Source organism: Streptomyces sp. NPDC059866 (genome assembly GCF_042731325.1).
GTDB classification, from domain to species: Bacteria; Actinomycetota; Actinomycetes; order Streptomycetales; family Streptomycetaceae; genus Streptomyces; species Streptomyces flavusporus.
Genome location: NZ_JBHWJT010000080.1, coordinates 1 through 14,231, shown reverse-complemented (window position 1 = coordinate 14,231; position 14,231 = coordinate 1). Strand labels below are relative to the sequence as shown.

Annotated in this window: 10 protein-coding genes and 1 pseudogene; 6 read left to right on the top strand and 5 right to left on the bottom strand. The window is 69.4% G+C overall.

All coding sequences use genetic code 11. The annotated features are described in order from the left end of the window. Positions 1–314 (top strand): integrase core domain-containing protein (locus ACFV7R_RS45565; RefSeq protein ID WP_385276286.1); only part of this gene is annotated, 314 nt, incomplete at its 5' end. Positions 315–321: 7 nt separating this feature from the next. Here the strand turns inward: ACFV7R_RS45565 and ACFV7R_RS45560 are convergent. The 3 genes from ACFV7R_RS45560 to ACFV7R_RS45550 all read right to left on the bottom strand — a co-directional run bounded on the left by ACFV7R_RS45560 (position 322) and on the right by ACFV7R_RS45550 (position 4,210). Continuing rightward, on the bottom strand, positions 322–1,128 hold the full coding sequence (locus tag ACFV7R_RS45560) for a hypothetical protein (protein WP_385276283.1): 807 nt from the start codon (positions 1,126–1,128) through the stop codon (positions 322–324). A gap of 9 nt (positions 1,129–1,137) precedes the next feature. Next, on the bottom strand, positions 1,138–1,377 hold the full coding sequence (locus ACFV7R_RS45555; RefSeq protein ID WP_385276280.1) for a hypothetical protein: 240 nt from the start codon (positions 1,375–1,377) through the stop codon (positions 1,138–1,140). A 460-nt stretch (positions 1,378–1,837) separates the two neighbouring features. After that, entirely contained in the window at positions 1,838–4,210 is a 2,373-nt protein-coding gene (locus ACFV7R_RS45550) for a SpoIIE family protein phosphatase (protein ID WP_385276277.1), read from the bottom strand. A gap of 1,073 nt (positions 4,211–5,283) precedes the next feature. Here ACFV7R_RS45550 and ACFV7R_RS45545 point away from each other — a divergent pair. After that, on the top strand, positions 5,284–7,350 hold the full coding sequence (locus tag ACFV7R_RS45545) for a SpoIIE family protein phosphatase (protein WP_385276274.1): 2,067 nt from the start codon (positions 5,284–5,286) through the stop codon (positions 7,348–7,350). A gap of 217 nt (positions 7,351–7,567) precedes the next feature. Further along, entirely contained in the window at positions 7,568–9,550 is a 1,983-nt protein-coding gene (locus ACFV7R_RS45540; protein ID WP_385276271.1) for a zinc ribbon domain-containing protein, read from the top strand. Between the two features lie 106 nt (positions 9,551–9,656). Here the strand turns inward: ACFV7R_RS45540 and ACFV7R_RS45535 are convergent, their stop codons facing one another. Further along, positions 9,657–9,818: a hypothetical protein gene (locus ACFV7R_RS45535; RefSeq protein ID WP_385276269.1), complete on the bottom strand. Its 162-nt coding sequence runs from the start codon at positions 9,816–9,818 to the stop codon at positions 9,657–9,659. A gap of 109 nt (positions 9,819–9,927) precedes the next feature. Here ACFV7R_RS45535 and ACFV7R_RS45530 point away from each other — a divergent pair, with 109 nt between their 5' ends. From ACFV7R_RS45530 to ACFV7R_RS45520, 3 genes and pseudogenes are all read left to right on the top strand, one after another. Then, the gene (locus tag ACFV7R_RS45530) at positions 9,928–11,553 is read left to right on the top strand and encodes a hypothetical protein (RefSeq protein ID WP_385276267.1); all 1,626 of its coding nucleotides are present in this window, start codon (positions 9,928–9,930) and stop codon (positions 11,551–11,553) included. 149 nt (positions 11,554–11,702) lie between these two features. After that, a complete protein-coding gene (locus tag ACFV7R_RS45525) occupies positions 11,703–12,017 on the top strand; it encodes a helix-turn-helix domain-containing protein (RefSeq protein WP_385276265.1) in 315 nt (104 codons plus the stop codon). Next, positions 12,014–13,543: pseudogene (locus tag ACFV7R_RS45520) on the top strand (helix-turn-helix domain-containing protein). The gene ACFV7R_RS45525 and the pseudogene ACFV7R_RS45520 overlap by 4 nt, the downstream one beginning before the upstream one ends. Positions 13,544–13,573: 30 nt before the next feature. On the opposite strand, the gene ACFV7R_RS45515 reads toward ACFV7R_RS45520, so the two are convergent. Next, the gene (locus tag ACFV7R_RS45515) at positions 13,574–14,131 is read right to left on the bottom strand and encodes a transposase (RefSeq protein WP_385276262.1); all 558 of its coding nucleotides are present in this window, start codon (positions 14,129–14,131) and stop codon (positions 13,574–13,576) included. Positions 14,132–14,231: the final 100 nt, after the last annotated feature.

Genomic DNA, 14,231 nt, shown 5'->3' with positions numbered 1-14,231 from the left:
GGCATCAGCCTGACCGGCCCGTCTCACCGTCATCCGGGCCGCACGCGGCCCGGATGCTGCCGCCTGCCCTCCCGAACATCGATTTTCCGATCAGCGTCAACGCGATGGCCGAGGCACTGAACGGCACGTTCAAGGCCGAGCTGATCGAGATGCAGGGACCCTGGACCGGCTTCGACCAGGTCGAGCGGGCGATCTTCCAGTGGGTCACCTGGTACAACGAGGAACGGCTCCACTCCGCGCTCGACTACGTCCCGCCCGCCGAGTACGAACGCGACTTCTGGCGAAGCCGGGAACGCACCACGCAGTCCGCCTGAAACAAGATCACCGGACTCTACGAAACTCGGGGCAGCTCAGGTTGATGCCCCTATGGATGTCAAGCAGCGATTCTTGGGGGTGTCCGTCGGGATGCATGATCCAGTCGCCGGGAAATGCTGCTCTGAAGGTGCCGAGTTGTGCTGTGGTGCGGCTGCGTACCCACAGCCACTGCCGGGCGTCGTCGCGCAGGATCAGGTCGGTGCCGGCGAACCAGCGGACGGGCGGACCATCGGGGTCTGCCCACAAGGGGTAGTCGGGAAAAGGCAGGCGCTCGAAGTGCTCCTCGATCCCATGGAGGATTTCTTCGTTCAGTTCGCGGTTGTCGGAGACGTCGTCATCAGGTTCTGCGGACAGCAGGGCTTCGGAGAGGACCATTTCCACCGCCGCCAGCGACAGGCACTCGAGGAACGGCCGCCACGGCGTTCGGCCGTCGCGGGTGAGCTCACGGAAAACCACTGGAGGGTCTGGCTGCGCCAGCTGCGAGACCCGAATACCCCAGATCGCGCAGTGCTGATTCTCGACACGAAAGACCAGCACGTCCTCGTCGAGACGCAGCTGATCCGGACGCAGCAGCCGGTCCTGGCGGCTGGTGAGGTCCCTGCGCCTTCCCAAGAGGCGGTAGCAGGACGTCAGCGTGTTGGGAAGCTGCAGACCGAGACGGTGTTCTGCCGCGGTGATCTCTTCGGCTGGACACCCGTCGCCTTCCCCAAGAGGGCTGAGCCAGTGCTCCGCAAACCACTCGATGAACCGTGCCGCGCTCTCGGCGTCATCGATTGTGGCCATGGCCTCGGTGATCGCATGCTTCGCAGACACGGGACGACTTTACTCAGCATCACCGAGGAGTTCGGCGACGATGACGGCGGTGGTCACCGAACCCTGGCCCCAGCTCATGATGTTCAGGTCGGCCGCGCGCAGCAGGAACGAGGGCAGGGTGATCTCCGGTCCGGCCATCGAGCCGATCTGGATTCGGGCCAGGGGCTTGGAGCGGTCGGGGACGCCGGCCCAGCGGCGTGGGTTTCGCGAGTACCTGGCCGGGCTGCTGCTGCCCCGCGATCGCAACAAGACGCTGACCTGCCTGGCCGGCGCCGAACCGGTGGCCGGTGCCCAGCATGCGGCAGTGCAGAGCCACAAACAGGTCAAGGACGAACTGGGCCGGGCCGACTTCCAAGTCCGCTCCGACCCTGCGATCCGCCGCCACCGGACCCTTGTGAACTGCGCATTCAGCTTCTGCTGGAACACCTGGTTCGCCCCGCCCCCGCCCACCCCAGCCGACCCGTCACCCGGTCCTGACGCACTGCCGGGCCCGTTGGAGAGGGGGAAACTCAGATCCCAGCAGCCCCACCCGGCCCGCTGGCCCCAGGCACTCCGCGCCGTCCGTGGCTGGCTGACGCCTGGGCCACGCTGCAACGCTACTGGCGGGCATGGTCGACAAAGCCACCACCCCCAGCACTCCACGAACTGATCCACACCGTCGGCGACGGCAGACCTCTTGACCTCTACTGCCCGGTCTGACAAACCACCGCTAGGGGATGGCCAGCTCGGCCCAGATGGTCTTCCCGGACGAGGTGTACCGCGTGCCCCACCGCTGGGACACCTGGGCGACGAGGAACAGGCCGCGGCCTCCCTCGTCGTCCCGACGCGCTCGCCGCAGGTGGGGTGCGGTGTGCGCGTTGTCGGAGACCTCGCACAGCAGGCAGCGATCCCTGATCAGCCTCAGCATGACGGGCCCGGTGGTGTACCGGATGCCGTTGGTGACCAGCTCGCTCACCACGAGTGCGGCGGTGAACGACAGTTCGGACAGGCCCCAGGTCGCCAATTGGCGCTCGGTGAGTGTGCGGGCGTGAGCCACCATGGCCGGGTCGGGCGGCAGCTCCAGGTCCGCCACATGGTCGGCGTCGAGCCGCCGGGTGCGGACGAGCAGCAGCGTGGCATCGTCTGCCTGTGGTCCGGGCGGCACGGTCGACAGCGCCCGGTCACACAGCTCCTCCACTGGGCATCGTTGCCAGGTGAGCACGTGGGCCAAGCGGTCGATTCCGCTGTCGATATCGGTGCGCCGGTCCTCCACGACGCCGTCGGTGAAGAACGCCACTACGCTGCCGCTGGACAGGCTCAGCTCAACGTTCTCGTAGGGCAGGCCGCCCAACCCCAGGGGCGGTCCCGGCGTCAGCGCGGACCAGGCCACCGAGCCGCTCGCATCGGCCACGATCGGCGGGGGATGGCCCGCGCTCGCCCAGACGCACCGGCCGCTGACCGGGTCGTAGATCGCGTACAGACAGGTCACCCCGAGCGCCTCGTCGCTCAGCCCGTCGCCCGCGTGGGGCTCCGAGTCCTGCGCGACCAGGTCGTCCAGCCGGGTGAGCAACTCTGCCGGATCCAAGTCCAGCAGGGCCAGAGTCCGTACGGTGGCGCGCAACCGGCCCATGGTCGCGGCCGCGTGCACGCCGTGGCCCACCACGTCGCCGACGGTCAGGCCCACTCTGGCACCGGACAGCGGGATCACGTCGAACCAGTCGCCGCCGACGCCCACGCGACTGTCGGCAGGCAGGTAGCGGTACGCCACGTCGACCGCGCTCTGCTCGGGCAGGTGCTGTGGCAGCAGGCTTCGCTGCAGTACCAGGGCCGCCTCATGCTGGCTGGTGTAACGGCGGGCGTTGTCGATGCCGACGGCGGCCCGCTCGGCCAGCTCTACGGCGAGCGTCTGCTCCTCGGCGCCAAAGGGGTCGGGGTTGCTGCTGCGCCGGAAGGTGGCAAGGCCCAGGACTGCATCGCGGGTGAGCAGCGGGACGAAGAGGCAGGAGTGCGAGGCGGCCGATCCCACCTCGCCCGGTACGTCGGGCGGGCAGGCGACGACGACGGGGCGGCTGGTGGCCAGGCTCAGAGCCTGCGGTGACGAGGGCGGGTAGGAGACGGGACTGGTCCGGAACTCTTCCGGGGTCCGGCCGTGCATCCGCAGCAGACTGTGTCCCGGCGCCGAGCCCGTCGGCGGCTGCCGTCCCTCGATGACCGCCGGCGGCAGGTCCACCAGTACTTCGTCGGCCAGCTGCGGTACCGCCACGTCGGCAAGCTCCGCGGCTGTACGACGCACGTCCAGCGAGGCACCGATGCGCTTTCCTGCCCGCACCAGCAGCGACAGGCGTTCCTGGGCGCGGTAGCGGTCGGTGATGTCCAGGGACTCCTCGAACAGCCCCAGCGGTTCGCCTCGAGCGTCCAGCAGCCGGTGGTACGAGCAGGACCAGACGTGCTCGCGCACCGGGTCGGCGGGAGCACGCCCGCGATAGTGCATGCCGGTGATCGGTTCCCCCGTCGTCAGCACGTGCTCCATCACCTGGTCTTCGTCCGGAGGGTGGTGGCGGGAGATGAATTCGCCTTCAGGAAAGAGATCCACGGCCGGTCGGCCGATGTACTGGGCGATCCCCGCGAGTTCCAGATCGGTGGAGACGTTTCCCCAGACGACGCGCATGTCGGTATCGAAGATCGTCAGGCCCACTTGAGACTCGGTCGCCAGTCCCTGCAGCACCGCCAGCTGCGCCTCCCAGCCGCGTAGCGCCTCCAGGTCGGCCGCGACCACGACGGTCGCAGCGAGGCCCCGGTGCGCGAGCGGGCTGAACGTCACGGCCGCGCGCAGGATACGTCCGTCCCGACAGCAGAGGTCCAAGACGGTGCTGCGCGGCCTGTGCGCCTTGCAGAGGGCGGCCGGGCGCTGCCCCGGGGTCGCTGCCAGCAGCCGGGCAGCCGACTGGCCCAGCACATCCTCGGGTGAATGTCCGAGGAGGCGCTGGGCTGAGGATCCCCACCCGGAAATGCGGCCTTCGTCGTCCAGCACCGCGGTGGCGGCCTTGGAGAGCTCCAAGGGACTGTGGAAATCGACGTTGGCAGCCTTCGGAAAACGATCCATGACACCGCTTCCCTTCCTGCTCCCTCAGCATCCCGTGCCGCACGACGGACGACAACCGCACGCGTGACTGCCACCTGCTCACACAGGGCGACCGCCGATGGTCTGCCGGACACGAGGTCGTTCAGGGCCCATGTGTGGAGCCGCTGAGAGGCGAGGGAACGAGCGGTTGCGGCGGCTTGCGGGACCGGGCGGGCAACTCCCACTCGGCGACACGGGGGGGCGGTTTTCGAAGATCGGGTCGAACAGCGTGGCGTGCTGTTGACCTTGGAGCAGGCCTTGAAACGGCTGTCCCCGGTCGGCTCTCGCCTGTCTCGCCATGCCCCGGCTTGCCGCGCTCGGACTCGGCAAGGCGAGGGCCTGGGGCCAGTGGTGTCGAGAGCTGTCGTGGTGTGAAGGTCTGCGGGCAGGGCCCGCTGCCTTGCCTTCGTGCATCGAGCCCCCGGCGTCCGGCCGTGTCCTGGCGGGGCGTATTCGGGAGTGGAATGGAAAGGCACGAGCGACAGGAAGGTCTATTTCGAGCCCATTGGTTCAAGGCCGTCCGACATCGGCTGTTCGGCGACCTCAGGGAGGCTGAGGCCGAGGGTGCCGATGGAGCGGTCTCGCGGCCGCCTTCACCTCTCCCGGGCTGCGTCGAGGTCCGCCCTTTGGTGCCGATCGGGCGGTCTTGGCGAGCGACCCCGGCGCCGGCTCGCCGACGCTGCTGCGGGGGAAGATCCGGCCGCAGCGGTTCCGATCGTGTCCCGGCAGGTTTGTTGCTTCGCTGTCCTCCTCGGGGCCGGGTGTCGGATCTCGCGCTCCGGGCCGCACTCGAGATCGTCAGCAGCATTGGACTTCGTCTGCTCGTCCGCCTGCTTGGCCGGGGTGCTTCTTGATCGCATCGACAGCAAAACCGGAACGATCATCATGTGAATTTTTGCCGCTCCCCTTCGCGTCCACACGATCACCCACGGCTGACCGATGTGTCCATCAGCCGGTCCAGGTGTGTGCTGCCTCGGTCCGGGACGACATGGATGAAGGCAGAGCGCCCGCGGAATGGCACGAGCCGAGGCACCGAGCGGGAGGGAAAATGAGGCATGGGCAAGACGGACTCCTCCCGAGCAGGCGACGACCGGTCAGGGGCGGGTCCCCTCACACCACCCAGCGGCCTGCTCGATCTGCTCAGCGTCGCTGCAGTGGTGCTGAATGCGCAGGGCCAAGTGGTCTTCTGGAGCTCGAAGGCCGAGGAACTGTTCGGCTACACCGCAGGGGAAGCGCTGGGTCAGTACGCGGCTCCGCTGACGGTCCACGAGGAGCACCGGGACGAGGTGATCAGACTGTTCGCCGAGGTCATGGAATCCGGTACCGACTGGGCCGGGGCCTTCCCGATCCGGCACAAGGACGGCAGCACCCGCCTGGTGGAGTTCCGCAACATGCGGCTGCTGGACGACGTCGGTGGCGTCTACGCCCTCGGCCTTGCCGCGGACCAGGCAACTGTGGAACAGGTCGAGCGAGATGCCGCCCTGGCCATGCGTCTGGTGTCCCAGTCCCCGATCGGGCTGGCCATTCTGAACCCGGACCTGCGCTACCTGGCCGTGAATCCTGCTCTCGAACGCATCACCGGTCAGTCCGCCGCCGAGCGTCTCGGCCGGCCGGCCGGTGAGGTTCTGACCTTCCTGGACACGGACCCCGACGCACGTCTGCGCCGTGTCCTTGAGACGGGCGAGTCGGTCGTGGACCGGCACATCGTCTGTCGTCCCCCCGCCGACCCGGACCACGAGCATGCCTGGTCCGTCTCGTACTACCGGCTGGAGGATTCCGGTGGGAGGGTGCTGGGCCTGGCCTACTCCGTCATCGACGTCACCGAGCGTCATCGAGCCGCTGCAGAGGCGACACAGGCCCGGCAACGGCTGGCGCTGATCGCCGAGGCCTCCGCCTGTGTGGGTACCACCCTCGATCTGGAGACGACAGCGCGCGAGCTTGCCGACATCGTCGTACCAGTCCTGGCCGATGTGGCCGCTGTGGACGTACTCGACAGCGCGCTCGACGGTCGGACCGCACCATATGAGGGCCCGGCCTTCCGCGCCCTCGCCGTCAGCGCGGCCTACTCCACCGAGGCGGCCCGCGCGGCCGACCCGCCGGAGGGACTCGCCACCTACGACATCGACCGCCTGATCACCCAGTGCGTGCGTACTCGCCGACCGGTTCTGGTGCCCCACACCACTCGTCGGGATCTGGAGCGCATCGCCCGCCATGGCACGGCTGCCTCCCTCCTCGAGGCCGCCGGCGTGCACTCCTACCTGGCCGTGCCGCTCCTAGCCCGGGGCGAAGTCCTGGGCGCCCTTGACCTCATACGCACCCGGAACCCTGCGCCTTTCGACGACGACGACGCGCTCCTCGCCGGGGAGTTGGCCGCCCGAGCCGCGGTCTGCATTGACAATGCCCGCGGATACCAGGCACAGCGCCATGCGGCCCTCACCCTCCAGCGCAGTCTGCTTCCCGAACTCCCGTCGCACCTGCCGGGCTTGGAGGTTGCCTGCCGTTATCAGCCCGCCGGCGCCACGAGCGAGATCGGCGGCGACTGGTACGACGCCATACCTCTCCCGAGGGACAAAACCGCCTTGGTCGTCGGGGACGTCATGGGCAGCGGCATAAATGCCGCCGCCACCATGGGGCAACTCCGCAGCGCTGCCCGAGCCTTCACCGAACTCGACCTCGCCCCCGCCCAGGTTCTGCATCACCTGGACCACCTGACCGAAGGTGTGGAGCAGACCATCACCACCTGCATCTACTGCGTCTACGACCCTCACCAAGACCAGTGCGAGATCTGCCTCGCCGGCCACCTGCCCCCGGTGCTGCTGCGTGTCGGCCACGCAGCCCAGCTGCTCGACCTTCCCACCGGGGCACCGCTGGGCGTCGGCGGAGTCCCTTTCGAGGCCACCACCATCGCCTTGCGCCCCGGCGACGAGCTAGCCCTCTATACCGATGGCCTGGTCGAAATCCGAAACGAACCCATCGACGCGCGCCTGGACAACCTCCTCGACGCCTTCACCGCGACACGTGGCCACGAACTGGAAGACACCTGCGACCGCATCCTGGAAATTCTGCAGTCGCCCGGTGGTGAGGACGACATCGCGCTGCTCATCGCCCGAGCCCAGCCCTGAGCAATCACAGGGAGGGCTCACTGCCTGGGTGGTGACCTCTGCTGTGAGGCTCACGTGTTTCCTTTGGTATCCGTAGCGATGTGTCGTCCGTCGGTGTCCTGCCGTGTGTCGGGTGCTGGTCTCGGTGTCGCATCTGAGTGTGCAGTTCGAATGCGTGACCTTTTCGCGGGAGTGTCGTTGATCGGATGACAGCACTACGGGCGGGAAGGGGAGACCGGTGAGCCGGAAGCTGCCGCTCGGTGAGGGCGAGACGGCCCGGACCGCCTGTGCCCGGGGTCTGCTGCGGGCGGGCGTGGTGGAGAAGACGGGTGAGGTGCTGTCGGCCGCTGCGCTGGCACAGCGGGTCGGCTGGGCCGCCGATCTGGTCTCCGGCATGGCCGCCGAGCTGCTGGCCGAGCACTGGAGTGCCGCCGATGTGGGCGTGCTGGCTGCGGGTGAGGATGCGGGCGGGCGGAGGCTGCCGTCGAATGCGTGGATGGCGCTGCGCCGGCTGGGCTGGACGGCCGCCCCGGCCGGGGGCGTGAGGGTCAACGACCGGATCGTGCGCATGGCCCAGGAGCAGGCCGGGCGTGCTCTGCGCTCGGCGAACTGGCGGGCCGAGCTGACGTGGGCAGTCCTTGAGACGTGGCCGTGCGATCCGGGCAGGCGCACGCCTGAGGAGTGGGACCGGGTGCGGGAGGCGGTGCCCGGCGGCCGGTATCTCCCGTCGAGCGTGATCCGCTCCCGCACCCGGCAGATCACCGCCTTCGTCACGAAGCACGGCCGTCTGCCGGCCGATGTGTTCGAGCTGGAGGCCCCGCCCCGGGCGGCGCGGATGCTGCTGCTGTCGGCGTGTGACGGGCAGCAGGCCACCCTCGAACGCGGCGAAGGCGACCCACAACGCGCGCTGCTGCGCCTGCAGCTGCCCACCCGGTCCGACCCGCCCTCCTACCGGGACTGGACGTGGGTGGCCTGCCCCGTCACGCTGCCGCCCACGGTCCCGCCCGGTGCGGTGCTGCACCTGCCCACCCTCCGCCTTGCGGGCGGGACGGCGCGCGCCGACCTGGCCTACACCCACGCCGTCCCCAGGACCAGCCGCACCGGCCACACGGTCGCCCTCGGCGTGGACTGGGGCCTGAACACCCTGCTGTCCGCGGGCGCGGCCCGGCTGCACGGCGACGGACACATCACCGCGCTCGGCCACGGCGCCCAGTTCCGGGCCGCCGGCATCCTGGCCAGGCAGCACCGCCTGCGGCGCCTGGCCGAGTCCCTGCACGCCAAGGCCGACCAGTACCAGCGGCTCATCGACGCTGACGAGCAGCACGAGCTGTCCGGCAAGCACGAGGTGCTCCGCGAGGAGCTCCAGCGCGTTGGCGACCGCAGGTCGAACCTCAACGACGCCCTCGCCCGGGCCGCCGCCCGCTGGGCCGTGGACCAGGCCATCGCCGCCCACGCCACGGTCATCTACCTGGAAGACCTGCGGTCGATGGAAGCGGGCGGCATGGGCCGCACCCACAACACCCGCCTGTCCCAGACCGTGCGCGGGCAGATCGCCGACTGTATCCGGCACCTGGCCGCCGAAGCGGGGATCGCCGTCGTCACCGTGCCGCCCCGCAACACCTCCCGGCACTGCCCCCGGTGCCTGACCCCGCTGCGGCACCGCAAAGCCCCCGACCGCCCCACCACGGCGGGCTGGAAGTGGGCCGTCTGCCCCGACCGTGCCGGATGCGGCTGGCAGGGCGACCGCGACCACGGCGCATGGCAGCGCATCGCCGCACGCGGCCTCACGCACCAGGCCAGGACCGTCGCCGACCGGGCCACCGGGCAGATGGTGATCCCCACGGTGGTGGACCAACTCGAAACGAAGGCGGTCATCACCCCGACCGCCGAGACTCGCCGGGCCGACCGGTCCAAGACCGGCCCCACCCGGCGCCGGAACACACGCCCCGCGCCCAGGCGACGCAGGGCACCCTCCCCCACCGGCCCCTCGGGTCCGGCGGGCAAGCGTCCGGAGGGGCACGCACCCACGGGCCGGAGGACGCTGCCCCGCGCAGCCCACCGGCACCAGGGCGTGACGACGATCAGCACACCCCCCACCCGCCGACACCGGCCACGAGGAGCAGCACTGGGCGCAGGATTCCACCTGCACGCCCACGCCACCCCTCCACGATGGGCAGAACCCACGCCAGACGTTACGTCTGACATGGGATCACTAAGCTGATCAGAGACGCTTTGGGCCGACCGGCTCACAACTCGTCAACCGGCAGAAGCGGCCTGGACCGCGCGGAACCGCCCCTCCTCCACCTGCGCGACCAGCCCACCGGTGATCAACCGGTCCAGGTGCTGCGCCGCCGTCCTCCGCTCCACCGGGCGCACGTGCGACCCTTCGACGTGGGCAGGTGGACCAGCCCGTGCTCGGCGATCTCCTCGACGGTGCGCGGCTCACGGAGGAACGCGAGGAGCGCCGCCTCCCGCCTCTCCACTGCCACCTGCTCTGCTCGCCCTTGTCGAGCAGAGCCCGACCTGGGGATCCACCTCAGCGACCACCGCTGGGACGTTCTCGCCTGTGACGAAAAAATCCAGGACTGCTTTCCGTGGATGGCCAGGGAGCTCAACGTCGTGGAATGGGTGTTGACTTGGCCGGAAGCCCGGGCCCAGCTCATCAACTGGCAAGAGGACTGGGCTCTGCCCCCGATTGCGGCGCTCCGGGTGAATGCAGAACAGTGGCCGCACGACGAGCGCCTCGCGGTGGCCCTGCGCGTCGCCTACGGGCTGTCACCGAGGCTCGACCGCATCGACGAGGCCGTGGAGTACAGCCGCCAGGCAGTGGAGCAGACACCCAAGGACGACCCCAGCTGGCCCCAGAGGGCCGGCAATCACGCGGCTTCTCTCTCCATGCGCTACAGGCTCACGGCTCGCACGGAGGACATCGTGGGAGCTGTCGAGTGGTACACCCGAGCCGCCGAAGCCCCGCTGGAACCCGGGCACCCCGACCCGGGGATGCCCCACAGCAACCTCTGCGAGGCGCTCAGAACCCGGTACCTGCCGAGGACCGACATGGCCGGGCTGACCCGGGCGGTGGGGGCCGGACGACGGGCGGTGGGCCTCACACCGCCGGAGCACGCCGACTACGGTCTCTGTTACGAGAACCTGGCGGCTGCTCTGCACACCCTCGCGGCTCTGACGGGGGACCTCGGCGTCGGCGAGGCGGCTTTGCGCACGGCCCGCGCCGCGGTGGCCGTGACCCCACCCGGACACGCCAACTACCCGAACTGTTTGGGCACATTGGTCTTCGCGCTGATCGAGAAATACCGCGGCACCGGCGACGCGGACGTGCTCGACGAGCGTCTCGAGCTGTCACGACGAGGCAGCCACGCCGCGAGCCCCGAGCACCCCGATCACCCGGATACGCTCGCGGCTCACGTATACCTCCTGCATGAGCATTACCTTCATACCGGGCGGCGAGCCCACGTGGAGGAGTCCGTGCAGGCGCTGCGGGTGGCGAGCGAGGCCGTCTCCCCCAACCGCTTCGGCGTGGCACGGATTCTGTGTCTCCTGGTCGGCTTGTGGCGGGAAGCGGTCGCGGCGAACGTCGTGTCTCCCGAGGAGCTCGCGCGGCTCGTTCCTGTGGTGCGCGGGCTTGTCCATGCGTCGGAAGCAGGCTCGGCCGAACGCTGCGAACTGCTCGTCGCCCTCACCAACGCGCTGACCTTCCTCCATCAGTACGATCCCCGTCCCCAACTGCTCGACGAGGCCATCGCCACGGCCACCGAGATGAGCTCGACCGCCGCGCAGTATCACGTCCACCTGCCCCAGTACCTGATCGCCCAGCCGGTCCCCTTCATACAGCCCTACGAAAGCTGCGGTGACCCCGTCGCACTCGACGAGGCGATCAGCGTGCTGCGGCGCGCTCACGGTCTGCCGGCGGGCCTCGACCGCATCCGTGCGGACGTGGCTCAGCGGCTGTGCGTCCTGCTGATGGGCGCGGTCGAGTTCAAAGGGCCGACCGCGCTCACGGACGCCATCCGGTACGCCCGGGAGGCCGTCGAGCTCTTTTCCCCCGGCACTCGCCGCACCGCAATGCCCGTACGCTGCTCAGCGCCGCACTGCGGTTGCACGCCGGCCGGACCCGTAACAGGCGCCACCTCGAAGAGGCTCTCGCGACCTCCCGTGCACTGCTCGCGGAGACACCGCCGGACACGGACGAGCGGGAGCAGTACCTGATGGACCTCGCCCTCGGTCCGGAGCGGCTGGCGCATCTCGACGGCGACCCCCGGCCTCTCGACGAGGCCATCGAGATCTTCCGCTCCCCTCAGAGAAATGTGATGCGATATACGCATCATGCATGAGAGTTACGTGGCATAGTCGTTACTATGGGCATGAGTCTCGATGAGCGGGTACGGTCCGCGGTGGCCGCGCTCCTGCACGCGACCGGCGAGTCCCAGACCGATCTTGCCGCGGCCTTGGGAGTGAGTCAGGCCCAGGTGAGCCGCCGTCAGTCCGGAACCGCCGCCTGGAGCCTGGCCGACTGCGACGCGGTCGCCGCGCACTACGGGATCGACGTCCTCGAACTCCTGGCGGGACCCACCCGGGCCGCGGAGTCGCTGCCCGCGGAACGCCGCCGCGTTCCCGGCCGCCACGCCACCACCACACGCCCTGCGGTCGTACAGGACGGGGGAGCCCGATGACGGACTTCGACGCGATCGACGCTCTGCTCGCCGGGGCCAAGAAAGAGGTTCCGCTGCCGCCCGCCGAGGAGCGTCGCGCCCTGCGCGAAGGACTGAGTCTTTCGCGTGCTCAGCTCGCGCAGGCCTTGAAGGTCAGCCCGTCCACGGTCGGGGGCTGGGAGTCCGGACGCGAACCGAGCGGTGAAGTACGGGAGAAGTACGCGTACTTCCTCGAGGGAGCGCTGACCAAGTTGTCGGCCGCTGCGGCTGAGGATGCACCGGCCGAGGAACCGGCGGACGTCGTTGCGGCGGAAGCTGAGCAGGAGACCGGTCAGGACGACGTTGAGGCCCTGCCCGTGCCTCAGCCCTGTGTGCTGTGCGGGCAGCCCGCCTCTCACCAGGTCGCAGGTTCCCGCAGCACCTGGATCCCGCCGAGTGCGGCACGGCGGGGCCCACCCAGACGGTCGAGCCCGCGCGGCCGGAGAGGCCTGTTCCGCAGAGGGAGCCCCATCGGCCGGCGTCCGCCGCGAGGCAGGGCAGCCCTGCGGCGCGCGGGGTCAAGGTCGTGCCCGTCGGCCGCCGGCTGAAGACCGCCGACACCCCGGACCTGATCGGCCTCCGCTGTCGCGGCCGCTCTCGCGGCGCACTCCGGCGACGTCGAAGCGGCGACCGCAGCGCTGGTGAAACGGGCGATCCCGGACGCGATGGCGTTGCTGGACGAGACCCGCAAGGGCGGCCGGTACGACATCGTCGCCCACCCATGGTTGCCCGACATCCTGCGCAAGCAGACCTCCCGGGGCGTCGACCAGATCTGGGAGGCCCGCCCCAAGTGGAGCAGGCCCGAACTGCCGCCCGGCGAGCACGAGGTCGCCGCGCTCGACATCAATGGCGCCTACCTGTCCGCGCTCAAGACCCATCTGCCGATCGGCCAGTTGGAGCACTCCACCGGCAACCACCACGACCGCCGCCGCGCCGGCGTCCACCTGATCACCCCGCCGGTCTGGGAGCACGACGCCTACTTGCCCAACCCGATCGGCAGCCGGGACGAGCCGGGCCCGCTGTGGGTGACCGAGCCGACCCTGCGCCTGCTGCTGCGCCTGGCGGGCCCGAAGCACGGGCTGTGCGACCTTCCGGAGATCCACGAGTCCTGGACCTCCGGGGCCACGGAGGGTCTGCTGGAGAAGTTCCGCGTCGCGCTGAAGGACGCCCGGGAGCGGGCGATCGCTGAGGACGACGAGGTGACGCTGGAGTACGTCAAGGCCATGTACTCAAAGTTCGTCTCCACGATGGGGGAGTCGAACTACAACCGGGAGCTGTACCGCACCGACTGGATGCACCTCATCCGCTCACAGGCCTTCGTCAACCTGTGGTGGAAGGCCCACCGGGCATACGACGAGGGTCTGATGGTCGTCCGCGCGATGGGCACCGACGAGCTGCACGTCATCGGCGACTGGCGAGCCGTGTTCCCCGAGGGACGCGGCGTCACCGAGGTGAAGGTCAAGGATGTGTACAAGGTCGGTGCTGACGTCGGCGGTGCCGCCGACTGACGGTGTCTCGCGGCCTCACAGATACGTCCACTACTGACCTTTTCGGGTTGCGTTCGGGGGATCTGGGGTGAGAGTCAGTCCGGTTTCGCTGAGGTAGCTGTCGATGAGCTCGGGGTGACGCTGGATCTGGGCGAGCCCTCGGCGGAGGGTGCGGGTGAGGTGGTCGGAGTCGGTGAATGCGGTGTTGGCCATCGGCCCGCGCCGTAACCACGACCAGATGCCTTCCACGGGATTCAAGTCCGGGTTGTAGGAGGGAAGTCGGACAATGGTGAGCCGTTCGTGGTCGGCGGCGTACTTGCTCAACCCGGCAGCACGGTGGGTGTTCAAATTGTCCCAGACGACAACGATCGGGGCGCCGAGTTGCAGGTGCGCGCGGACCAGGAGGTCACGGTAGTCCTGCCAGGCAAAACTCCTGCGTGCGCCTTTGAGGAGCAGGTGGAAGCGGGGCCGGTAGATCAGCCGGGACCTTTCGCCCGGCCGGTAGCAGCACATCGCGGCGACCGGGATCCGTCGCCGGGACCGTCCCCGCACTCGCACCACGGGAGTCTGCCCGCGCCGGCCCCACGTGCGGGCGCGTGGCGGCGTCATCGCCAGGCTCAGTCAAGATTTTCGTGATGGGGTGACCGAATGTCACTTCGGTGGCATGGTCCGCAGTGTGTGACGACTTGCTGGACATGGTGTTTCCGCA